The 21,147-nt window shown below is 45.8% G+C and carries 20 protein-coding genes, 1 rRNA gene and 1 riboswitch; of the genes, 16 read left to right on the forward strand and 5 right to left on the reverse strand.

Annotation, left to right across the window (positions count from 1 at the left end; translation table 11 throughout):
• Nucleotides 1-6 precede the first annotated feature (6 nt).
• From ftsE to glpG, 5 genes are all read left to right on the forward strand, one after another.
• Nucleotides 7-681: a cell division ATP-binding protein FtsE gene (gene ftsE / locus WJM94_RS22890; protein ID WP_444496474.1), complete on the forward strand. Its 675-nt coding sequence runs from the start codon at nt 7-9 to the stop codon at nt 679-681.
• Complete coding sequence (gene ftsX / locus WJM94_RS22895; RefSeq protein ID WP_444496475.1) at nt 671-1,639, forward strand: permease-like cell division protein FtsX; 969 nt, start codon at nt 671-673, stop codon at nt 1,637-1,639. Before ftsE ends, ftsX begins: the two co-directional genes overlap by 11 nt.
• 175 nt (nt 1,640-1,814) lie before the next feature.
• The gene (gene rpoH, locus WJM94_RS22900; protein WP_444496476.1) at nt 1,815-2,672 is read left to right on the forward strand and encodes an RNA polymerase sigma factor RpoH; all 858 of its coding nucleotides are present in this window, start codon (nt 1,815-1,817) and stop codon (nt 2,670-2,672) included.
• A gap of 491 nt (nt 2,673-3,163) precedes the next feature.
• Nucleotides 3,164-3,484, forward strand: a complete 321-nt coding sequence (glpE, locus tag WJM94_RS22905) for a thiosulfate sulfurtransferase GlpE (protein WP_444496477.1) — start codon at nt 3,164-3,166, stop codon at nt 3,482-3,484.
• The gene (glpG, locus tag WJM94_RS22910; RefSeq protein WP_444496478.1) at nt 3,484-4,326 is read left to right on the forward strand and encodes a rhomboid family intramembrane serine protease GlpG; all 843 of its coding nucleotides are present in this window, start codon (nt 3,484-3,486) and stop codon (nt 4,324-4,326) included. Before glpE ends, glpG begins: the two co-directional genes overlap by 1 nt.
• Nucleotides 4,327-4,379: 53 nt before the next feature.
• Here the strand turns inward: glpG and WJM94_RS22915 are convergent, their stop codons facing one another.
• Nucleotides 4,380-4,790, reverse strand: coding sequence for a flagellar basal body-associated protein FliL (locus tag WJM94_RS22915; protein ID WP_444496479.1), 411 nt, complete (start codon nt 4,788-4,790; stop codon nt 4,380-4,382).
• Between the two features lie 153 nt (nt 4,791-4,943).
• Here WJM94_RS22915 and WJM94_RS22920 point away from each other — a divergent pair, with 153 nt between their 5' ends.
• Together WJM94_RS22920 and ubiA are read left to right on the forward strand one after the other, a co-directional pair.
• Nucleotides 4,944-5,483 (forward strand): chorismate lyase, encoded by a 540-nt coding sequence (locus tag WJM94_RS22920; protein ID WP_444496480.1) that lies wholly within the window; start codon nt 4,944-4,946, stop codon nt 5,481-5,483.
• Nucleotides 5,484-6,338 carry a 4-hydroxybenzoate octaprenyltransferase gene (ubiA, locus tag WJM94_RS22925; RefSeq protein ID WP_444496481.1) on the forward strand — a complete coding sequence of 285 codons (855 nt, stop codon included), beginning with the start codon at nt 5,484-5,486 and terminating at the stop codon, nt 6,336-6,338. It begins immediately after the preceding gene.
• 57 nt (nt 6,339-6,395) lie between these two features.
• Here the strand turns inward: ubiA and plsB are convergent, their stop codons facing one another.
• The gene (gene plsB, locus WJM94_RS22930) at nt 6,396-8,822 is read right to left on the reverse strand and encodes a glycerol-3-phosphate 1-O-acyltransferase PlsB (protein WP_444496482.1); all 2,427 of its coding nucleotides are present in this window, start codon (nt 8,820-8,822) and stop codon (nt 6,396-6,398) included.
• Between the two features lie 364 nt (nt 8,823-9,186).
• On the opposite strand from plsB, the gene lexA reads away from it, so the two are divergent.
• The 3 genes from lexA (at nt 9,187) to dinF (ending at nt 12,177) form a co-directional block, all read left to right on the forward strand.
• Entirely contained in the window at nt 9,187-9,807 is a 621-nt protein-coding gene (gene lexA, locus WJM94_RS22935; RefSeq protein WP_444496483.1) for a transcriptional repressor LexA, read from the forward strand.
• Between the two features lie 176 nt (nt 9,808-9,983).
• Nucleotides 9,984-10,778 carry a class I SAM-dependent methyltransferase gene (locus WJM94_RS22940; protein ID WP_444496484.1) on the forward strand — a complete coding sequence of 265 codons (795 nt, stop codon included), beginning with the start codon at nt 9,984-9,986 and terminating at the stop codon, nt 10,776-10,778.
• 55 nt (nt 10,779-10,833) lie between these two features.
• Nucleotides 10,834-12,177, forward strand: a complete 1,344-nt coding sequence (gene dinF, locus WJM94_RS22945) for an MATE family efflux transporter DinF (RefSeq protein ID WP_444496485.1) — start codon at nt 10,834-10,836, stop codon at nt 12,175-12,177.
• 67 nt (nt 12,178-12,244) lie between these two features.
• On the opposite strand, the gene sthA is transcribed toward dinF, so the two are convergent.
• Nucleotides 12,245-13,645: a Si-specific NAD(P)(+) transhydrogenase gene (sthA, locus tag WJM94_RS22950; protein ID WP_444496486.1), complete on the reverse strand. Its 1,401-nt coding sequence runs from the start codon at nt 13,643-13,645 to the stop codon at nt 12,245-12,247.
• A 294-nt stretch (nt 13,646-13,939) separates the two neighbouring features.
• On the opposite strand from sthA, the gene fabR reads away from it, so the two are divergent.
• Complete coding sequence (fabR, locus tag WJM94_RS22955; RefSeq protein ID WP_444496487.1) at nt 13,940-14,581, forward strand: HTH-type transcriptional repressor FabR; 642 nt, start codon at nt 13,940-13,942, stop codon at nt 14,579-14,581.
• On the forward strand, nt 14,581-14,952 hold the full coding sequence (locus tag WJM94_RS22960; protein ID WP_444496488.1) for a YijD family membrane protein: 372 nt from the start codon (nt 14,581-14,583) through the stop codon (nt 14,950-14,952). Before fabR ends, WJM94_RS22960 begins: the two co-directional genes overlap by 1 nt.
• Nucleotides 14,953-15,020: 68 nt before the next feature.
• On the opposite strand, the gene trmA is transcribed toward WJM94_RS22960, so the two are convergent.
• A complete protein-coding gene (gene trmA / locus WJM94_RS22965) occupies nt 15,021-16,127 on the reverse strand; it encodes a tRNA (uridine(54)-C5)-methyltransferase TrmA (RefSeq protein ID WP_444496489.1) in 1,107 nt (368 codons plus the stop codon).
• Nucleotides 16,128-16,310: 183 nt separating this feature from the next.
• Nucleotides 16,311-16,512: riboswitch (cobalamin riboswitch) on the forward strand.
• Between the two features lie 57 nt (nt 16,513-16,569).
• On the opposite strand from trmA, the gene btuB reads away from it, so the two are divergent.
• From btuB to murI, 3 genes are all read left to right on the forward strand, one after another.
• Nucleotides 16,570-18,405 carry a TonB-dependent vitamin B12 receptor gene (gene btuB, locus WJM94_RS22970; RefSeq protein ID WP_444496490.1) on the forward strand — a complete coding sequence of 612 codons (1,836 nt, stop codon included), beginning with the start codon at nt 16,570-16,572 and terminating at the stop codon, nt 18,403-18,405.
• A 65-nt stretch (nt 18,406-18,470) separates the two neighbouring features.
• Nucleotides 18,471-19,163 carry an ATPase gene (locus WJM94_RS22975; RefSeq protein ID WP_444496491.1) on the forward strand — a complete coding sequence of 231 codons (693 nt, stop codon included), beginning with the start codon at nt 18,471-18,473 and terminating at the stop codon, nt 19,161-19,163.
• A 31-nt stretch (nt 19,164-19,194) separates the two neighbouring features.
• Nucleotides 19,195-20,001: a glutamate racemase gene (gene murI, locus WJM94_RS22980; RefSeq protein ID WP_444496492.1), complete on the forward strand. Its 807-nt coding sequence runs from the start codon at nt 19,195-19,197 to the stop codon at nt 19,999-20,001.
• On the opposite strand, the gene WJM94_RS22985 is transcribed toward murI, so the two are convergent.
• Entirely contained in the window at nt 19,964-20,419 is a 456-nt protein-coding gene (locus WJM94_RS22985) for an RNA recognition motif domain-containing protein (protein ID WP_444496493.1), read from the reverse strand. The two genes, murI and WJM94_RS22985, sit on opposite strands and share 38 nt — an antisense overlap.
• A gap of 603 nt (nt 20,420-21,022) precedes the next feature.
• Here WJM94_RS22985 and WJM94_RS22990 point away from each other — a divergent pair.
• Nucleotides 21,023-21,147, forward strand: a 16S ribosomal RNA gene (locus WJM94_RS22990); the annotation flags it as partial.

The following is a 21,147-nucleotide window of genomic DNA, read 5'->3' on the forward strand; positions in this document are numbered from 1 at the left end:
TCAACGGTGATCAAATTTCAGCAAGTGAGTAAAGCTTACCGAGGTGGTCGACAAGCACTGCAAAAAGTCGATTTTCACCTTCGACGCGGAGAGATGGCGTTTTTGGGCGGGCATTCCGGCGCTGGTAAAAGTACCTTGCTGAAACTGATATGCGCGATTGAGCGTCCGACCGACGGAAAAATCCATTTTAACGGTCATGACATCACTCGCATTGCTAACAAAGACATTCCATTCCTGCGTCGCAATATCGGAATTGTGTTTCAGGATCACCGTTTACTAATGGATCGCAGTGTTTACGATAATGTCGCACTGCCGATGCGCATCGAATCGATTTCTGAAAATGAAATTAAACGTCGTGTTTCTGCGGCGTTAGATAAAACGGGCTTGCTCGATAAAGCTCGCTGTCTGCCGAGTCAGTTATCGGGCGGTGAGCAGCAACGCGTTGGGATTGCCCGTGCTGTGGTGAACCGGCCAACCTTGCTGGTGGCGGATGAACCAACGGGTAACCTCGACCCTGAATTGTCCAACCGTGTGCTGCGCCTGTTTGAAGAATTTAATCGAGCTGGTGTGACGATACTTCTTGCAACGCACGATATCGGGTTAGTGAACACTCGCCCACAGTATCGTCATTTTGAATTGAATCAAGGCTTCCTAAGTGAGGTAGAAGACTATGGCAGGTAAAAAGCACTCGCAAAAGAAAGACAAAGGCAGCAGTGCCAAGCGAGCGAATACCGATGGTTTTTTCTCCGTGCATGTTAAGCAGGCAAAAGCATCTTTTTCTGCTCTGTGGCAACGCCCTTTAGGGAACATTCTTACTCTTGCTGTGGTTTCAATCGCTCTTGCGATGCCAGCCTGCTTGTACTTATTAGGTAAGAACGTCGCGGGTGCTGCGGAAGAGGTAGCGTCACCTTCTCAAGTAAGTGCTTACTTAGTCGAAGACATGCCTGATGCGCGTGTTATGGTACTTAAGGATGAAATTGAAACCTGGCCGCTGGTGAAAGAAGTAGAATATATTTCTCCGCAACAAGGTTTGGCCGATCTAAGTCAATACGCTGGTTTCGATAAAGCGCTGAGTTTATTGAGTGGCTACGCGCTGCCTGGCGTGCTGGTGATTACTCCGGACTCTGAATTAAAAAGCGATATTCAATCAATTGCCAAAGAAGTTCGCGAGCAGCAAGATGTTACCGATGTCAGACTTGATGAAGACTGGCTGGCTCGGCTTGATGCTATTAAAACTCTAGCTGGTATTGTCGTTATCACGCTGTCTGTACTCATGTTGGGTGCGGTATTTCTCATTGTTGGCAATACATTACGATTCAATGTATTGGCGAATAAAGAAGAGATTCAAACCATGAAGCTGATCGGTGCGACTGATAGCTTCATTCTGCGTCCGTACCTATATACTGGAATGTGGTTTGGTGTGTTGGGTGCCATGATTGCCTGGTTAGTTACAACGGTTGTGACCTATGTAATGAACAGTGCAGTTGAAGATTTGGCGGCATTGTACGACAGCCAGTTCCGTCTGAATGGTCTAAACTGGGATGAATCTCTGCTGCTCATCATCACTGGCAGCTTGATAGGTTGTATCGCTGCGCGTATTTCTGCACAGCGTCATTTAAAAGAAATTGAACCAGTTTAAGTGATGGCGGTCTTATCCTTGGAATTTATTAGTACAAGCTATTTTTTAGCCCTTGTATAGACCAATTGTTTATGGATAATTGCTCCCCCTTCTTGAAACTTGTTCATTTTGAGTTCAAGATATCGAAGCTAAATTGCAATGTAATGCTCCAGATCAGAGATTGATGAGGAATTGAATGACAAAAGAAGCGTATCCGATGGCTCTAGTCACGCAAGATAGCCTTGATAGCTATATTCGCTCCGTTAACAGCTATCCAATGCTGACGGTAGACGAAGAGCGTGAACTAGCAGAACGATTACACTACAAAGGTGAGATTGAAGCCGCGAAAGGGCTGATCCTGTCGCACCTGAGATTCGTTGTTCACGTTGCTAGAGGTTACTCCGGCTACGGTTTGCCAATGGCAGATCTAGTGCAAGAGGGTAACATCGGTCTAATGAAAGCCGTTAAACGTTTTAACCCGGAAGTGGGTGTGCGTCTTGTGTCTTTTGCGGTTCACTGGATCAAAGCTGAGATCCATGAATACGTACTGCGTAACTGGCGTATTGTTAAGATCGCAACAACCAAAGCACAACGTAAATTGTTCTTTAACCTACGTAAGTCGAAAAAACGCTTAGGTTGGTTCAACAACGGTGAAGTCGAAACGGTTGCTCGCGAGTTAGGAGTAGAGCCTTCAGAAGTCCGTGAGATGGAATCCCGTCTGGCGGCAGTAGATTCTACCTTCGATATGCCTAGTGACGAAGACGATAGTTCAAATGCCTACACAGCTCCGATGCTGTACCTGGAAGATAAATCGTCAGATGTTGCAGATAACATTGAAGCAGCCAACTGGGAAATGCATACCAATAATCGTCTTGGTCATGCACTTGCGAGCCTAGATGAGCGTAGCCAACGTATTGTGCGTTCTCGCTGGTTAGATGATGATAAAGCAACATTGCAGGATCTGGCTGATGAATTTGGTGTTTCCGCCGAGCGTATTCGCCAGCTAGAAAAGAACGCAATGAAGAAACTGAAACTTGCTGTTGGTGAGTTCTAACTCCCACTTCTAGGCGAAAGTAAAATTTTCATAGAAAGCCGAGATCATGTGATCTCGGCTTTTTTATTTTCGATCGAAAATCGATAGCGTTTGCGATCTTAAAATTATGTGCTACCTGTGTATAACTCTGTGAAGTAATTATTTATCAGCTGTTCGAAAGCGGGGCAAAATAAGGCGTCTGAGCGTTTTTGGCTTTGGGGATAGTTAGAAATATACACACAGTTAGATCAAGATCATCACTACATATTGTGGATCAAAAGATCAAAAAATACTTTATCAACGCAATCCACAGATTTATCCACATGTGGTTGTATTGTGTACACTTTTAAATTCCCTGATTATTCTTGTGTCTAAATTTGGCGTTGGATAGGTTACAATGGCAGCATATACCCAAGTGACTTATGAAGCCGTTTTTGAGTCAGTGTTCGGCTGTGCCCCAATCGAGTATCTCTAGGTTATTTGGGTATATTAATAAGACAATGAGAAAGTAAATGGACCAGTTTCAGCATATCGATGTACAAGGTGCCCAAGCACTGCTTGAGCAGGGCGAAGCAAAGCTTGTAGATATCCGTGACCCTCAATCGTTTGCCGTTGCGCATGCAGAGTCAGCATTTCACTTAACTAACGATTCGATCGTCTCTTTTATGGATGATGCAGAGTTCGCACAACCAGTTCTTGTTATGTGCTACCACGGGATTAGTAGTCAGGGGGCGGCGCAATACTTGGTAAACCAAGGCTTTGAGCAGGTGTACAGTGTGGACGGTGGCTTTGAAGCCTGGCAGCGAGCACAATTACCGATAGTGAGAAGTTAATGAAAAGATTGGTAACGTTAAATAACCCACGCATGGCACAGGCCTTCATCGACTATATGGCTTCTCGTCAGATTGACATTCAGATGATGCCAGAAGGTCAGGGGCAGTTTGCGCTTTGGCTGACAGACAGCCAGCATGAAGTCGAAGCAGAGGCAGAGCTGAAACATTTTTTAGCTAATCCATCGGATTCTAAATATAGTGCCGCATCGTGGAACGTTGCCGATACTCGAAAGAGTCAATTTCATTACTCAAGCCCGAGTATCATGAGCATGATCAAGTCTAAAGCGGGTCCTGTAACCCTATTGATCATGACCGTGTGTGCCGTTATCTATGGTTTACAGATGATAGGCTTCGGCCGAGGTGTGTTTTCGTTACTGCATTTCCCTGCGTTTGAAGGTCAACAATGGCAATTGTGGCGTTGGGTGAGCCATGCTCTGCTGCATTTTTCGGTGACACATATCATCTTTAACTTACTGTGGTGGTGGCAACTTGGTGGCGACATCGAGCGTCGTCTTGGATCCAGAAAGTTACTCCAACTCTTTGTTGTTTCAGCAGCTTTGTCTGGCGCAGGTCAGTTCTATGTTGAAGGAGCAAACTTCGGCGGGTTGTCTGGGGTTGTTTATGCGCTACTTGGTTACTTGTGGGTATTAGGATATCGCTTACCACATTTAGGTCTGACGTTACCAAAGTCAATCATCGTGTTTATGTTGGTGTGGTTAGTGCTTGGTTTTGTCCAACCGTTTATGGCGATTGCTAATACTGCGCACTTAGTGGGTTTGCTAGCGGGAATGGCGATAGCGCTATTTGACTCCGGAAAGATGAAGTACCAGCAAAAAGCCTAAGATTTAAGACGAAAAAAGACCGCTTACTAAGCGGTCTTTTTGTTTCTATCGTTTTACTGATAGAGATACTTGGTAAACAACAAATCCGAAATTACGGTTTTACCGGTTTCTGGCAGGAGTGTTTCGTTTAATGTCTTCACTAACGTCTTGCGCAACTCTTCCCGACCAGAGAGGGACTTGATGGTGTCTTCTGTCTGTCGGCCGAGTAATTCGATGACTGCATCGCGAATCAAAGGTTGATGATGTTCAACAATAGCCAGGTCTTGCTGACTCATGACCATAATATCGATACGAACCTGAACGTAACCTAACTTTTTCCCTGTGGTGTAAAAGTTCGTTGTCAGATCTGGCTCTAGTGTGAAGTACGCTAACTGAGGCTCAGCTTGTTCCGTTTCAGCCCAAGTCGGTGCGGAGATAAGCATGGTTAACGCAAAAATAGTTTGGGCTATATAACGTTTGTACATATTTCTAACTTTTCTTTCTCTGGATCGCGATATTCGAATCGCTTCAGTCTTGGTACAATAGACCGTCTATAACAAATAACAGAACTTACGGTTTCAATAAGACGGTAAGTTGTGGCTTTATTGTATGCATAAAGCCTCCAATTGAATACTAGTATGAATCAGCCAACATCACTCTATCTTGCTTCTTTATTGGAAGTAGAGTGGCAAAAGCCCGAACAATTTGAATTTCCTGATGAAATTGCCAAGCATTGGCTTGAAGAGCAAGGGTCTTTGTCACGTCGTTTAAAGCAGCACTGCCAAGAACTGACAGTGGAATTACTGCAAAATCAAATCGTCACTGCCAAGACATTAAAACTCGATGAAAGTGAGTTATTGTCTGAGCAAGACTGCCTGTTACGGGAAGTAGTCTTGTACGGTGATGACTGTCCTTGGGTTGTCGGTCGTACCTTGATTCCGCGTACCACGCTGGTGGACCAGCAATACGATCTGGCAGAGCAAGGGGATATCCCTTTGGGGCTGACGGTATTTAGCGCGGATAACGTGGAGCGTGACTCACTGCAAATGGGGTGGGTGGATCTGCCACAAGGCCGTTTTTTAGCGCGACGTTCAAGGTTGTGGATGAATCACAAACCGATGTTAGTAGCCGAGTTATTCTTATCTCAATCACCAATTTACGCTAAGGAGAGGGTGTAAATGTCTGCAGAGAAAGCCAGAGCATATTGGCAACTGACGCGAATGGACCGACCTATTGGATCACTACTATTATTGTGGCCAACGGTTTGGGCCCTTGTCATTGCAGCTCAGGGAATGCCAAATTGGAATGTGTTGCTTGTGTTTGTATTGGGCGTGTTCCTAATGCGAAGTGCAGGGTGTGTTATCAATGACTTTGCCGATCGTAAGGTCGATGGTCACGTAAAGCGCACCAAACAGCGCCCACTGCCATCGGGTAAAGTCACGGCGAAAGAAGCGATAGTTCTGTTTCTGGTGTTAGCTGTAAGCTCGTTTTTACTCGTGCTAACAATGAATCCACTGACGATTCAGCTTTCGTTCGCGGGTGTTGTGCTCGCCTTTATCTATCCGTTTATGAAGCGCTATACCCATCTGCCACAACTGTTTCTTGGGCTGGCCTTTAGCTGGGCAATTCCGATGGCCTGGGCTGCGCAAACTGGTGAGTTGCCACTGATCGTGTGGTTTGTTTTTGTCATTAATGCTTTGTGGACGATTGCATACGATACCCAGTACGCCATGGTTGACCGTGATGATGACTTAAAAATTGGTATTAAATCGACGGCGATTTTGTTTGGCCGTCATGACAAGTTAATCATCGGCATTTTGCAGCTGATAACCTTAGCGATGCTGGTTGGGTTAGGGCAGTTTTATCAGCTGGGCCAAAGCTATTACTGGACGATTCTGGTTGCCGCTTCGCTGTTTGTTTATCAGCAGCACCTGATTCGTCATCGTGAGCGCGACTTGTGTTTTAGAGCGTTTCTTAACAACAACTATGTCGGCATGGTGATCGCCATTGGTTTATTAGTCGCGTTCTGGTAGAAATTTGAAAATGAAAAAGGCATCCGATTGGATGCCTTTTTTGCTTTTCGCACTTTGTTACGCGTGAAGTTGGTGAATACTTTCTTCGATGGTCAGCTTCACTTCCGGGTAAAGCAACGCAAACAACAGTTTGGCGAATTTCTCTGTCTTTTCGGTATCGCAGTTACCATCTCTGTCCAGATACGCTTGCTGCTTCAAGGTATTGAACATTGCGGTAAACACGCCTTTATCAAAGAATTCTGGCGCGTTAATGCCGTGCAAACGCCCCAAACGCTGCGCGATATCTTGGCTCTTCTGTTCCAGATCGGATTTGCCCAGTTCAGGATAGGCAACCAGCAAATTCATCGCGATCGAGTATCGCTGCAGCGTCTCAGTAATCGTACGACCCAACAGAACCAACGGCTGGTTATTGGACTGGTTGATCTCCAGCTTGTTGCCATCCAGACAGATCATTTTCTGCTCGGCAAATTCATTAAGAATTTTCTCGACCAGTTTATTCAAATCATCTTCCTGATAGCTTAAGAACAGCTCTTTTTTCAGGAATGGATAGATGTGTGCGACGTTCTGCTGAACCTTTTCAACCGTTAAGTTGCGCTGACGAATGATCATCTGAGCAATCAGTGAAGGAAGAGCAAACAAGTGAATGATGTTGTTACGGTAGTAAGTCATCAGAATCGACTGGTTGCGATCCAGTGAAATGATGTCACCCATGCTGTCTGTTTCAATTACAAACTTATCGAGTGAGATTGCGTGATCAACCAACTCTTCAGCACTTTCACTTGGAATGGTAGAAGTGCTTGAATATGGATTGTTCTTCAGCAGCTTCAAGTAACATTCAATCTGACTGATCAGAGAATCACGAGACAAAGCGCGCTGACGAGAAGCCAGCAGGGCTGTTGCACAGAGTGTCAGTGCGTTTGCTGCTGCCGCATCGTTAATGTGCGTCATCATCTTGTTGGCCAGCCCATTCACCACCGGATTCATCCATTGTGGCTTGCTGCCGCCCATCGGGTCGATGTCTTTAGTCCACTCAGGTGCATGCTCGTTGAGGTATTGGTTGAGCTGAACTGGCTCACCAAAGTTCACGTAGCCCAAACCAAAGTTGCGAAGTTTACGAAGAGTACGCAACACCAGACCGGCGTTTTCTTTCTCCTTGCGCTTGCCACGGAGTTCTTTAGCGTAAGTGCTTACTTCCATTACATGCTCATAGCCGATATAAACCGGCACAAGAGTTACCGGACGGTTTAGACCACGCAGCATTGCCTGAATAGTCATCGCCAACATACCTGTTTTTGCTTGCAGCAAACGACCAGTACGAGAGCGACCGCCTTCACTGAAGTACTCAACGGAGTAACCCTTGGCAAATAGCTCGGCCAGATACTCACGGAAAATTGTTGAGTACAGCTTGTTACCTTTAAAGCTACGGCGGATAAAGAACGCACCACCACGGCGGAAAATAGGGCCTGCCGGGAAGAAGTTAAGGTTAATACCTGCAGCAATGTGCGGTGGCACCATACCTTCATGGAAAAGAACGTAAGAAAGCAGCAGATAATCCATGTGGCTGCGGTGGCATGGTACGTAGACGATCTCGTGGCCATCTTGTGCCAGACGGCGCACCGTCGAAGCGTTGTTGATGTGCAGACCTTGGTAAAGTTTATTCCACAGCCAGCCGAGAATACGGTCACCGTTTTTCACCAACCCATAAGAGAAGTTCGCCGCAATTTCGTCCATGATGTCATGGGCCTCTTTGCGCGCTTTTTCGATCGAGATGTTTTTGCTCTTTGCTTCATCTTCAATCGCCTGTTCGATAGCAGGTGACTTCATTAAGCGCGCAAACAAAACCTGACGTTGCGGAAGGTTCGGTCCCGATGCTGCCAGTTTCTGGCGAGAGAAGTGTATACGCGCCACACGTGCCAGTTTGTGGGCAATGGCACTATCGGTGCCATGAGAATCTGCCATGTAGCGCAAAGAGACCACTGGGCTAAAGCGCACTAAACAGTCACGACCTGACGCCATCACCGCTTTGGCTTTTTGCGGGGCATTCATTGGCTGAAGGTACGGTTTGCTATTTCCTTCTTTACCTGGTTTACGCCCCCACAGAACAGTCGCTGGGATCATCTGTACGTCGAGACCGTTGTCCGTTTTGTGCAGCTCTAATAACTGAGTGAATAGAGAATCAGATTCCGTCGGTACATCATTGTCGTTCCCCATCACCGTTGGGCGGGCAGCAATAAAGACGTAACGGTTTAACGTTTTGCCATTGATTTCCAGTGGACTGAGCGGGTCAGGCAGACCAAGGCTCATGGCTTGTTTTTGCAGTGTCAGCAAATCCACGTTCGAGCGGAACGGTAAGGCATACACAATCGGCTTTGCCAGATCGATATTGAGATCTTCAATTGGATTCGATGGGATTGTGGTGCCCTTTACCAGTACCGATAAAGGTAGTTTTAGTAATGAACGTGAAAATGATTGTCCAGAAGACATAAAGTTCACAGCCTCGATAGGTATTCAAACAGGCCCCGGCTTATTTCTTTGTCCGCGTTACCCCATCTTTTTTAGAAGATGAGTACAGCAATAGAAATAAGCCCAGACAATAAATTTTAAGCGCAGCAAGGATAACAGAAACTGGTCGAACCTTTTAATTTTATTGAATGGATTTTGGTCAAAAGGCCAAGCCGTGCTTTAGTTTAGTTAACTTTAAGCGTGCTGTTTTAAACACTTATGACATGAAGGATTGTGGAGAACGTCAGGAAGTTAGGCAAATAAATTAAAAAACAACCAATTGGGTTTCCATTTAACCATTTACTGGATATACTCACAGTTAACTGTATAAAAAGACAGGTGAGACATGAAGCCGTTAACGCCACGCCAACAACAAGTCTTCGATTTGATCAAAAGTAAAATCGATGACACCGGAATGCCACCAACTCGTGCAGAGATTGCGCGTGAGCTTGGCTTCCGCTCTGCAAATGCTGCAGAGGAACACCTAAAAGCACTTGCTCGTAAGCAAGCGATTGAAATTATTCCAGGTGCATCTCGCGGGATTCGCATTCTGCTTGAAGACGCTGCAAATGATGATCAGGGCTTGCCTCTGATTGGTCAGGTTGCGGCAGGTGAGCCGATTTTGGCTCAAGAGCATGTGGAAGCTCATTACCAAGTCGATCCAGCGATGTTTAAGCCACAAGCGGATTTCTTGCTGCGCGTAAATGGCGAAAGTATGAAAAACATCGGTATTATGGATGGTGACTTACTGGCTGTACATAAAACCCAAGATGTACGTGATGGTCAGGTTGTCGTTGCCCGAGTCGATGACGATGTGACGGTGAAACGCTTGGAACGTAAAGGTTCTACTGTATTACTGCACGCTGAGAATGAAGAGTTTGCACCTATTCAGGTGGATCTGACATCTCAACACCTGACGATTGAAGGTTTAGCGGTCGGCATCATTCGTAATACCGACTGGATGTAAACTTTTTAACAACAGCCCAGACATACTGGGCTGTTGTGTCTGCTCGTCTTTCTATTTTATATCTTGCCCCATTTCACACTTCCTTGTTGCTCAATAGCATTCCTGCTTGATACTGTAATTGATATTCATTATCATCTGATTCCATAACCATTATTTCCATTGGCGCAGGAAATGCCATGTCTAAGTTTAAACATCAAGTTCCCAATCATTTGTTGAAACCTTTGTTGTTACGTAGCCGTGAAAGTATGGTCGACAATGGATTGGTCTATGATCCCATTGCCGCGAAAGCCTGCCTGAGTTGTAAAATGGCGCCAGATTGCCTGAGTGGTGATGTGGCACAAAAGCAGTTGTTGCACGTGACGTTAACGCAGTTATGTGACCAGCAGGTCAATCAGTTTTTGCAGCAACATCCTGATGCATGGGTCATCAACGTTGGCGCAGGTCTCGACACCCGTTTCTACCGTTTGGATAATGGCCGTTGCCATTGGATAGAGTTGGATGTCACGGAGAATCTGGTTTGGCGTCAAAGACTGTTCCATAAAAATGAACGTTACGAGCACCATATAGGCAGTGTGGAAGATATGTGTTGGCTTGACTCTCTTGCTATTCCAGACAAAGCGCCTGTTTTGGTTGTCTGTGAAATGGCGTTGCTGGATTGTTCGGCATCGCTTATTGCCCGTTTTATTCAAGCTCTGGGACGCTACTTTGTGTCTGCGGAGGTGTGTATGGTTTTGGCTGGGGATCTGACGGAAAGTAAGTGGGGACAGAAGCTCGGCTCTGACTGTTATGCTCATGGATTTGAAGCTCCTGCAGAACAGATCCTGCAATGGCTGCCTTGGGCACAATGGGTAAAAGTGTTTTCGCCTTTTGACCGCTTTTGCTCACGCTGGAAAGCCTGGCAACGCTGGCTGAATAAAATTCCTTTATTGAAGCATCGACTTACGCCCGTCCTCGTTCATATCAAGTGGTGATTGGCTAGTCATTAAGCACTCAGGTACACTCGTTAGCCTAGCTAACGAGGTGCTTGTGACAAACTCTATTTTCTCTCCTTTATCTAATCCTCAAGTGCACTGTCAGGTCTTAGCGCTTGCTATTCCTATGGTGTTGTCGAATATCACCGTTCCGCTGCTTGGTCTGGTCGACGCGGCTGTGATTGGTCATCTTGAACACGCTTGGTATCTGGGCGGTGTCGCTTTGGGTAGCACTATGATCAGCGTGACCTTCTGGCTGCTCGGTTTTTTACGCATGTCGACAACCGGATTAGCCGCGCAATCTTATGGTGGTGATGACCGTAAGCAGTTGGCATTAGTCTTCATGCAAGGGACATTGATGGCACTGCTGTTTGCGGTGCTGTTTTTATTTGCTCATAGCTCAATTGGCGATCTTATTTTTGGCTGGAGTGACGCCAGTACACAAGTCAAACATTACGGCATGCAGTATTTCTCTATTCGAGTCTGGAGTGCACCGGCGGCATTGATGAACTTCGTGCTGCTGGGATGGTTGTTGGGTACACAAAACGCCAAAGCGCCGATGTGGATGGTGATCATTACTAACCTCACTAACATTGCACTGGATGTTTTGTTCGTCATTGGTTTTGACTGGAAAGTAGAAGGGGCAGCATTAGCGTCTGTGATTGCCGACTACTCAGGCATGGCGTTTGGCTTAGTCTGTGTGTGGAAAACGTGGCAAGAGCGGCAGCTTCCAATACCGAAGAGTTTACTTGGAGAGACTCAGCATGGGCTGGGGCGCTTTGTAAAACTCAATCGCGATATCTTCTTACGCTCGTTATGTCTGCAAGCGGCATTTAGCTTTATGACGTTTCAGGGGGCGAGCTTTGGTGATGATGTCGTGGCAGCGAATGCTGTCCTGATGAGCTTTCTGATGATTATATCTTACGGTATGGATGGTTTTGCGTACGCTATGGAAGCCATGGTGGGTAAAGCCATCGGGGCGAAAGACAGACAGCAACTGAGTGCCTCATTGATTGGCACCTTCTTTTGGAGTCTTCTTATCTGCTTAGGTTTAACCGCAGTCTTTGCTTTTGCAGGATCGTGTTTGATCGCCACGATCACCTCGATAGATGCAGTGCAGCAGCAAGCCGCTATGTATCTGCCATGGTTGGTAGTGATGCCGCTGGCTTCAATGTGGTGCTTTTTGTTAGACGGGATATTTGTCGGGGCGACCAAGGGCAAAGACATGCGCAATAGCATGTTTGTGGCAACTTGCAGCTTCTTTGTTGTCTTTTATCTTTTCTCGGGGTTGGAAAATCATGCACTTTGGCTGGCGATGACCAGTTTCATGATATTGCGCGGCATCGGACTTGGGGTGATTTTTATCAATCAGTGGCGCAAGGGAACATTTCTCGCCTAACGCTTACTGCAAACAAAAACAGCAAACATAACGTCTGCTGTTTTGTTAGTTACTGTTGTTCATCGAATCAGAACAGTCGGTTCAATCCATTCAACGCTGCCACGCGGTAGGCTTCCGCCATGGTCGGGTAGTTGAACGTTGTATTAACGAAGTATTCGATGGTATTCGCTTCGCCTTTTTGTTCCATGATTGCTTGACCGATGTGAATGATTTCCGCTGCACGTTGGCCAAAACAGTGGATGCCAAGGATCTCTTTGGTTTCGCGATGGAACAAAATCTTCAGACTGCCAATGTCTTTTCCTGCGATCTGTGCACGTGCCAGATGTTTGAAGGAAGAGCGACCAACCTCGTAAGGCACTTTCGCAGCCGTCAGTTCTTGCTCTGTCTTACCAACTGAACTGATTTCCGGAATGGTGTAGATGCCCGTCGGGATATCTTCGATCAGGTAATTATCTGCCTGACCTTTAGTAATGGCTTGGGCCACAAAGCGTCCCTGGTCATAGGCTGCGCTTGCCAGACTTGGGTAACCAATTACATCACCAACTGCGTAAATGTTTTCAACTACCGTTTGGTAGTTGCGGTTTACTTTTAATTGTCCACGAGAGTCTGCTTCCAGACCAACTGCACCTAGGTTGAGTTTGTCCGTGTTACCTGTTCGGCCGTTTGCGTACAGCAGACAATCGGCGAGCATCTTCTTGCCGGATTTCAGGTGGATAATTACACCGTCTTCAGTGCCTTCAATTTTCTCGTAAGTTTCATCATTGCGAATCACGACACCGCTATTCCAGAAATGGTATGACAGTGCATCAGAAACTTCGTTATCTAAGAATGACAACAGGCGGTCACGGGTATTGATAAGGTCGGTTTTCACACCAAGCCCGCGGAAGATTGATGCGTATTCACAACCAATGACGCCAGCACCATAAATAATGATATGACGAGGGTCGTGCTTCAGGCTTAGGATTGAGTCGCTGTCATAAATGCGCTCATGTAGGAAATCGACATCATCTGGCTGGTACGGGCGTGAGCCAGTCGCAATGACAAATTTATCTGCTGAGTAGATTTCTTCTGTGCCATCTTTCTGCATCACCGCGACAGAGTGGCCATCGATAAAACGCGCAGTACCAAATAGTAGGGTACATTGGTTACGATCATAGAATCCCTGACGCAGCCGCGTTTGTTTGTCGATAACTGACTTTGCATGACCCAAAATGTCAGAAAATGTTGCATGCAGGCTGGTGTTATTGCGGCAGAAAAGCGGGTTGCTGTTGAATTCAATGATACGGCTAACCGCATGACGCAGTGCTTTTGATGGTATGGTCCCCCAGTGTGTACAGCCGCCACCTACGCTGCTCTCTTTTTCGATGATGGCTACATTCAGTCCCGCTTTGGTTAACCCCATCGCAGCCCCTTCTCCACCTGGGCCACTACCAATTACGATCACGTCAAAGTGATTAACATGCGCCATGATGTATTTCCTTGTTATATTTGCTTAACATTGCCTTAGCGCAATTTTAACCCATTTGCGCTATAGGTACAGGTCATGGCTGCTAGAGAGTGGAAGTGATCACGCAGAAATAGCCAAAAGAACGAATTGGCTTGTTGGATGTCTATAAATTGTAGTAAGAAGATTGCAATTCGATGGTTGCCAATAGTAACGTTTGCGCGGCTAACTCCAGTAGAGGCAACATCTCTTTCTCCGTAGGGGGGAATTGCGTTATATTGAAGCTCTTGTACCCTACAAAAAAAGAGCAAGTTAAGAATGAAATCGATGGGAATCCGCGCACAACAGAAAGAGAAGACACGTCGATCACTGATCGACGCGGCATTTAGTCAATTAAGTGCGGATCGCAGCTTTTCCAGTCTCAGCTTGCGAGAGGTTGCCCGAGAGGCCGGAATTGCACCCACTTCTTTTTATCGCCACTTCAAAGACATGGACGAGTTAGGCTTAACTATGGTCGATGAAGGGGGATTGCTGTTGCGCCAATTGATGCGTCAAGCGCGTCAGCGAATTGTCAAAGAAGGGAGTGTTATTCGAACTTCGGTTGAAACCTTTATGGAATTCATTGAAAGTAGTCCTAACGTATTTCGCTTATTGCTGCGTGAGCGTTCTGGCACTTCATCTGAATTTCGGACTGCTGTCGCTCGAGAAATCCAGCATTTTGCGGCAGAATTAACCGAGTACTTAATGAGCTCCGGCGTGACCAGAGAAGAGGCGTATACTCAAGCAGAGGCGTCGGTGACTTTGGTATTCAGCTCGGGTGCTGAAGCTTTAGATTTAGATCGACGTGAGCGAGATGAACTCGCGGAACGATTGATTATGCAATTGCGAATGATAGCCAAAGGGGCTTATTGGTATCGCAAAGAACGTGAACGTAACCGATTAAAAGGCGGGATAGAATAATGGCGAACGGAAATAAATCTGAAAAGAAAACGCTGATTTTGGCACTGGTTGCAGGTGTATGTGGCGATGCTTTATTGTCATGGTTGACCATGAGTGAAGTATCTTTCTCAATCTTTCCATTGATTGCACTTGTGCTGGCTGTACAAGCTCTTTACCAAGAATACCTAAGCAACCCGGTATCTGAAGATATACCATTGGTTGGACTGGCATGTTTCTTTGTGGGTGCATTTGGTCACTCTGCGTTTGTCAAAGCGCAATACCCAGAAGCAGGTTCAAACTTCTTTGCTATCATGGTTTCTATGATCCTACTCGTATGGATCGGCAAGAAGCTGGGCTTTATGGAACGCAAAAGCAAAACTTCAGCGGAATAACACCAAAAGATTAAATGAAAAAGCGAGCTATTGAGCTCGCTTTTTTTATCTCTATTTCTTACGCTGACTTACTTGCGTTCGAGTAATACACCCGCTTCCATGTGGTGGGTGTATGGGAATTGATCAAACAGAGCAAAACGCGTTACTTTGTGCGTTTCGCTCAAAATGTCCAAGTTATCTTTGAGTGTTTCAGGGTTGCATGAGATGTACATAATGCGGTCGTAACCTTGCACCATTTTACAGGTATCGACATCCATCCCTGAGCGTGGTGGATCGACAAATATCGTGTTGCAGTTGTAGCTTTTTAAATCCACACCGTTGTCTTTCAGACGGCGGAACTCGCGCTTACCTTCCATCGCTTCGGTAAACTCTTCTGCAGACATTCGAATGATTTGTACATTATCAATTTTGTTCGCGGCAATATTGTACTGCGCCGAATCCACAGATGGTTTTGCCAACTCAGTCGCCAGAACGCGGTCAAAGTTTTGTGCCAGTGCTAAAGAGAAGTTACCGTTACCACAGTACAGTTCTAATAGATCGCCCGTGCTCTCTTGTGTGCAGTCAACGGCCCACTCCAACATCTTTTCAGCTACTTTACCGTTTGGTTGTGTAAAGCTGTTTTCGACTTGTTGGTAAATGTAGGTTTGACCGTTAACGTCTAGCTTCTCAACCACATAGTCTTGGTCGAGGATGATTTTCATCTTACGTGCACGGCCGATGATGTTGAGGTTGAACCCTTCATCATTCAGGCGTTGTTTCATCGCTTTTGCATTTTCAATCCACTCATCATCAAGCTGACGATGGTAAAGCAGAGAAACCAGAATCTCGCCGCTAAGCGTAGAGAGAAAGTCCACTTGGAATAATTTACGACGCAGTGATTCGTTGTCTTTCATCGCTTCAATCAGTAGCGGCATCAAGTCATTAATCAGGCGGCTCGCGGCAGGGAACTGGTCAACACGGTATTTTTCACGAGTTTCCTGATTAAACATGATGTAGTACAGGTCTTCACCTTCATGCCAGACGCGGAACTCAGCACGCATACGGTAATGCTGCTCTGGTGATTCAAACACTTCCAGTTCTGGCACGGTGTATGGCGCGAACATATCAGTGAGACGTTCGACTTTTTCAGCCAGTTGTTCTTGGTAGTGTTGTGGGTTTACATCAAGAGTAGCCATGATCTTACCTTTTATGGTGCATTCAATTTAAGAGCGCAGATTTTATTCAATCTCATCGCTATGTCCAGCTTTGTACCGGAATTGATTTAAAGATAGTGTGTATAACGTTGGGAGAAAACCAATCAGAAAACATTAGCATTCATAAGGACAATATTGGCTGGACAAATAATCCATAGCTGAATAGTATTTGCCTCAAGCTGGTGCTATCTAGCAATCTAGATGGCTGAAATGGGAATCTGGTGGGACTCCAGAACTGACGCGCAGCGGTAAAAGAGAACGAAAGCTTGTAATGACACTGCATTGGTTGATGTGGGAAGTCGAGCGAGTAGGTGGGGTAACAGCCAGGCTCTTAAGTCCGAATACCTGCCAGCAACTGAGCCACAGCACTGGACTGCCGACAACGGTAGGGCTCAGATGGAATTACGCGATTTAGGACAATACAATGAAAAAATCCGCATTGGCGATCACTCTGGCATCGCTGCTTTCACCTGTCTCTTATCTACAGGCCCAAGAAATTTCCGCTGACGAAACCATCGTTGTTACGGCTAACCGTTTTGAACAAGCACAAAGCAATACGCTTGCCGACGTGGAAGTGGTGACCCGTCAGGATATCGACCGTATCCAAGCGAAGACGCTTCCAGACGTACTGCGTCGACTTACTGGTATTCAGGTATCACAAAATGGTGGACGTGGTCAGTTGGCCTCTCTGTTTGTGCGTGGCACTAGCTCAGACCAAGTTTTGGTGCTGGTGGATGGTGTGCGTTTTGCACGTGCAGCGAAAGGCGCCGTTGATTTTAACCAGATCCCTCTGACTTATGTTCAGCGCATTGAGTATGTGCGTGGTGCACGTGCATCGTTGTACGGCTCTGAAGCGATTGGTGGTGTTATTAATATCATCACCGTGGCTCGCGCTGAAGATGCAGGAACTAAGCTGAGTGCAGGTCTCGGCAGCCTGGATTATCAAGAGCTGAGTGTTGCTTCCGGCATTAAAGTCAGTGACAGTGGTCAATTGAATCTTGCTTTGGGTACAGAAAGCGACGAAGGCTACAACGTTCGCCCTGTCGCTGGGATAAACGATGGCGATCGTCATGGTTTTGAAAGTAAGAATGGCCTGATTGGCTACGTACATAACTTTGATAAACAGTGGTCAGCGTTTGGTAATTTCCGTGCGTACGAGAATGTCTATCAGTATGACAGCAGCTATGGCAGTCGTAGTTACTACGAAGCAGAGAAAGATGATTTTTCAGCCACGCTTGGAGGTAAATACCAATCTGACAACCTGATGTCTGAGTTACAAGTGACGGCTCAAAAGCAAAAGTCATGGAACTATGAGAAGTCGGCAGGTAAGCACTCTGGTACAGAAGATGAGCTAGAGCAGCAAAATGTACAGTGGACTAACAGTTATCTTCTAAACAACGATACAACGTTTGCTGGTGGTATCGACTGGCGTAATGAGTCATACCTCGATAAGAACGCAAATAAAACGTTCGATCGCACCAATGGCGCATTATTTGGCATGGCAACCACCACTATTGAAAATGCTATGTTCGAAGGTAGTGTCCGTGTTGATGATAACGAAGAATATGGTAGCGAGTTTACTTACAGTTTGGCTGCAGGTTACCAGTTCATCCCAGAATTTGGTGCGAAAGCTTCTTTCGGCACTGCTTTTAAAGCGCCTAACCTTTATCAGCAATACGACCCGACTTATGGTGAAAAAGACCTTAAACCGGAAGAATCTGATGCATGGGAAATCAGCTTTAGTGGTGATGTCCAAGGCGTTTTCTGGTCACTAACGGGTTATGACTACAAAATCACCAACCTTATCGACTACCATCCGACGACATACAAATACTTGAATGTTGATGGTGAAACTCACATTCAAGGCGTTGAATTGGTTGCTGAGTTCGAAACCGGTATTGTTCAGCATCAATTGAGCGCCGATTACAAAGACGCTGAAGATGATGAGGGTGAGCAGCTGCAACGTCGTGCCAAAGAGATGTATAAGTGGAATGCGGTTGTGAACTTTGACAAGGTTGATTGGGCTATTAGCTATCTATACGTAGGTAAGCGCCCAGATGTTGACTACAACTCTTGGCCATCTCAAGACGTGAACATGCCTTCTTACTCACTGGTGGATACAGCAGTCACTTACTACCCAAATGACTCAACTACCATTAGCGCTCGCGTTGATAACTTGTTTGATGAAGAGTATGAAATGGCGCTGGGTTATCCTGCGGCAGAGCGTGCTTACTACTTAAACATCGGTTACCAATTCTAACCGTATTGATGAACTAAAACCGCCTTCGGGCGGTTTTTGCTATTTCTAATCGGTATGGAGGCATCATGAGTAAACCAAAACGCGTAATAATCAGCTGGTCGAGTGGTAAAGACTCCACTTTGACCTTAGAAAGACTACAAGAAAACCCAAACTATCAGGTTGTTGGGCTCTACACGACTTATGTCGGCGACGAAGTTCCCTTTCAAGCAACACCGCTTGAAGTAGTACAGATGCAAGCTGACTTACTGCACTTACCTCTCATCAAAATCGAGTTACCCGAAGTCTTTCCTAGCAATCAGGTATATCAATCCACAATTGTTAGTGCATTAACTGAGAGTGGGTTAAACATAGAAGCCGTCGCGTTTGGTGACATGTTCTGTAATGGTATCGCCGACTATCGACGTAGTTATATTGAACCAGCAGGGTGGCAGTGTGTATTCCCTTTATTGGGCGAAGACAGTGAATCACTAGCGTTGGAAATCATTGATCGCGGTATTCAAACCATGCTGATAACGACGGATGGTCAAGCTCTATCATCAGATTGGTGTGGTCGTTGGTATGACAAAACTTTAGTCGAGTCACTACCAAGTCATGTCGATCCCTGTGGGGAAGATGGCGAATTCCACACCTTAGTGACATCCACCCCTTCTTTTCAAGGTTATATAGAACTGGTTAAGTTAGGCGTCGAGATAGGGGAGAGGTTCAGTCATCAAAGATACCAAGCCAATGCATTGCCAAAACAAATCGAGAGAGTATGATCGCAGCGTTTGTATTGTTTAGGTAAGACTCGTGCGAGTAGCGAATAAGAAAAAAGTTCTAGTGTTTGACTCTGGTGTTGGCGGGCTATCTGTATTTAAAGAAATACATCGCCTTTTGCCGCAACTGGATTACCTCTATCTATTCGACAATCAGGCTTACCCATATGGCGAGCTGGAACAGAGCGTTCTTATTTCCCGCGTGAACCAGCTCGTATCTGCGTTAGTCGATGAGTATAAGGTTGATATCGTCGTTATAGCTTGTAATACCGCGAGTACCATCGTTCTTCCATCATTGCGTGAAAAGCTGTCGATCCCTGTTGTGGGTGTAGTGCCGGCCATCAAGCCTGCGTCATTACTTGCTTCCAAAGGCGTGGGATTAATTGCGACACCTGCCACTGTCACGAGACAATATACGCACAAATTGATCCGAGATTATGCTCAGGGCAAATCTGTAGAGCTTCTGGGCTCAACGCGTTTGGTCGACATCGCCGAAGAAAAGCTACGTGGTAAAGAAGTTTGTATTTCAGAGCTGGAAAGCATCCTCGAACCACTACGGAATAAAGTGGATGTCGCGGTTCTAGGCTGTACACACTTTCCTCTCATTAAAGAAGAGATCCATCAGGCTCTGGGTGGAAACGTTACATTGGTGGATTCTGGTGAGGCGATTGCACGCCGAGTGAAAGCATTACTGTGCAGTGAACAAACGGACGAAACATTCGAAGAAGGGGAAAAGCAAATTTATGCCAGTGCAACTCCTTGGCAAGAAGATGCACTGAATACCTGTTTGGCGAAGTTAGGCTTTAGTCCTGTTCAAGTTTATCGTCTTCAGGATGTTTAGGATCGTTAGCAATACGCACTTTCAGCGTTCGGTCCAGATATACTCTCTCATTTAGCTTAGAGATGGCTGGGTTGGCATCCTCCGCTGCCATTACAACAAATCCAAATCCTCTTCTTTTACCAGTGCGCTTATCCTTCATTAGGCGCACAGCGTAGACCTGTCCATATTCTGCAAATAAGTCGCGCACGTGGCTCTCATTTGCTTTATAAGGTAGGTTGCCTACATACAGTGTTTTCGTTGACGGTTCAGAGTCAGTCGGTTGTTCGGTTGGTGTTTGGCTAGAAAATGAAAACAGAAAAGCAGTAGCGACAACACCGAGAAGAAAGCTTAGCGCGGGTGAAATGGCGAATTGAGAGAATATCACTCCCCCAATGACGGCCAATCCGGCACATGAAATCAGAATTTTTTTAGACGTCATTTTGATTACTACACATAGATGATAGAGAGATCGTTTGCCTAATTAACATAATAGACACATGAATCTTACGTATATGGTTGGTGTTTTTCCAACCAATTGCTGTGATATGTCTCAAATGTGACGAAGAAATATGCGATTTTTATCGTATTGACTAATAAGTGACCGCTTGAAAGTTTTTTTAAAAAAAAGGGTTGCGCTAATTTCGTAACTCCCTATACTGCGCATCCACCGACACGGAGTGAGACGAAAGTCACGCAGCGAGTCGGAAACGAGAGAAAAAGAAATTTGAAAAAATGCTTGACTCTCAAATCGGGAAGCGTAAGATACGCACCCCTGACACCGGGACGCGAAAGCGAAAGGCGAGTCAGAAAAGCTCTTTAAAAATATAAACCTATCAATCTGTGTGGGCACTCGTTGATGATAATCCAATTAGAAACTTCGGTTTCAAATTAGGTTTCAATGATACGAAGTGACCATTCCAAATTGGAAAGCAGCCTTGAGCTGTTTTGTTTTACTTTTTCAAAAGTAAAAACCAATAAGGAGCACAGTCAATTCAAACATTACTTATGTAATGTTCAGTATTCATTGAGCCGACAAAATCTTAAATTGAAGAGTTTGATCATGGCTCAGATTGAACGCTGGCGGCAGGCCTAACACATGCAAGTCGAGCGGCAGCGACAACATTGAACCTTCGGGGGATTTGTTGGGCGGCGAGCGGCGGACGGGTG

The organism is Vibrio sp. YIC-376, assembly GCF_052353105.1.
Classification (GTDB): Bacteria; Pseudomonadota; Gammaproteobacteria; order Enterobacterales; family Vibrionaceae; genus Vibrio.

Bases quoted from the DNA above. Each gene is read 5' to 3' on its own strand.
- ftsX (WP_444496475.1), top strand. From the start codon at position 671: ATGGCAGGTAAAAAGCACTCGCAAAAGAAAGACAAAGGCAGCAGTGCC.
- rpoH (WP_444496476.1), top strand. From the start codon at position 1,815: ATGACAAAAGAAGCGTATCCGATGGCTCTAGTCACGCAAGATAGCCTT.
- glpE (WP_444496477.1), top strand. From the start codon at position 3,164: ATGGACCAGTTTCAGCATATCGATGTACAAGGTGCCCAAGCACTGCTT.
- glpG (WP_444496478.1), top strand. From the start codon at position 3,484: ATGAAAAGATTGGTAACGTTAAATAACCCACGCATGGCACAGGCCTTC.
- WJM94_RS22915 (WP_444496479.1), bottom strand. From the start codon at position 4,790: ATGTACAAACGTTATATAGCCCAAACTATTTTTGCGTTAACCATGCTT.
- WJM94_RS22920 (WP_444496480.1), top strand. From the start codon at position 4,944: ATGAATCAGCCAACATCACTCTATCTTGCTTCTTTATTGGAAGTAGAG.
- ubiA (WP_444496481.1), top strand. From the start codon at position 5,484: ATGTCTGCAGAGAAAGCCAGAGCATATTGGCAACTGACGCGAATGGAC.
- plsB (WP_444496482.1), bottom strand. From the start codon at position 8,822: ATGTCTTCTGGACAATCATTTTCACGTTCATTACTAAAACTACCTTTA.
- lexA (WP_444496483.1), top strand. From the start codon at position 9,187: ATGAAGCCGTTAACGCCACGCCAACAACAAGTCTTCGATTTGATCAAA.
- WJM94_RS22940 (WP_444496484.1), top strand. From the start codon at position 9,984: ATGTCTAAGTTTAAACATCAAGTTCCCAATCATTTGTTGAAACCTTTG.
- sthA (WP_444496486.1), bottom strand. From the start codon at position 13,645: ATGGCGCATGTTAATCACTTTGACGTGATCGTAATTGGTAGTGGCCCA.
- fabR (WP_444496487.1), top strand. From the start codon at position 13,940: ATGAAATCGATGGGAATCCGCGCACAACAGAAAGAGAAGACACGTCGA.
- WJM94_RS22960 (WP_444496488.1), top strand. From the start codon at position 14,581: ATGGCGAACGGAAATAAATCTGAAAAGAAAACGCTGATTTTGGCACTG.
- trmA (WP_444496489.1), bottom strand. From the start codon at position 16,127: ATGGCTACTCTTGATGTAAACCCACAACACTACCAAGAACAACTGGCT.
- btuB (WP_444496490.1), top strand. From the start codon at position 16,570: ATGAAAAAATCCGCATTGGCGATCACTCTGGCATCGCTGCTTTCACCT.
- WJM94_RS22975 (WP_444496491.1), top strand. From the start codon at position 18,471: ATGAGTAAACCAAAACGCGTAATAATCAGCTGGTCGAGTGGTAAAGAC.
- WJM94_RS22985 (WP_444496493.1), bottom strand. From the start codon at position 20,419: ATGACGTCTAAAAAAATTCTGATTTCATGTGCCGGATTGGCCGTCATT.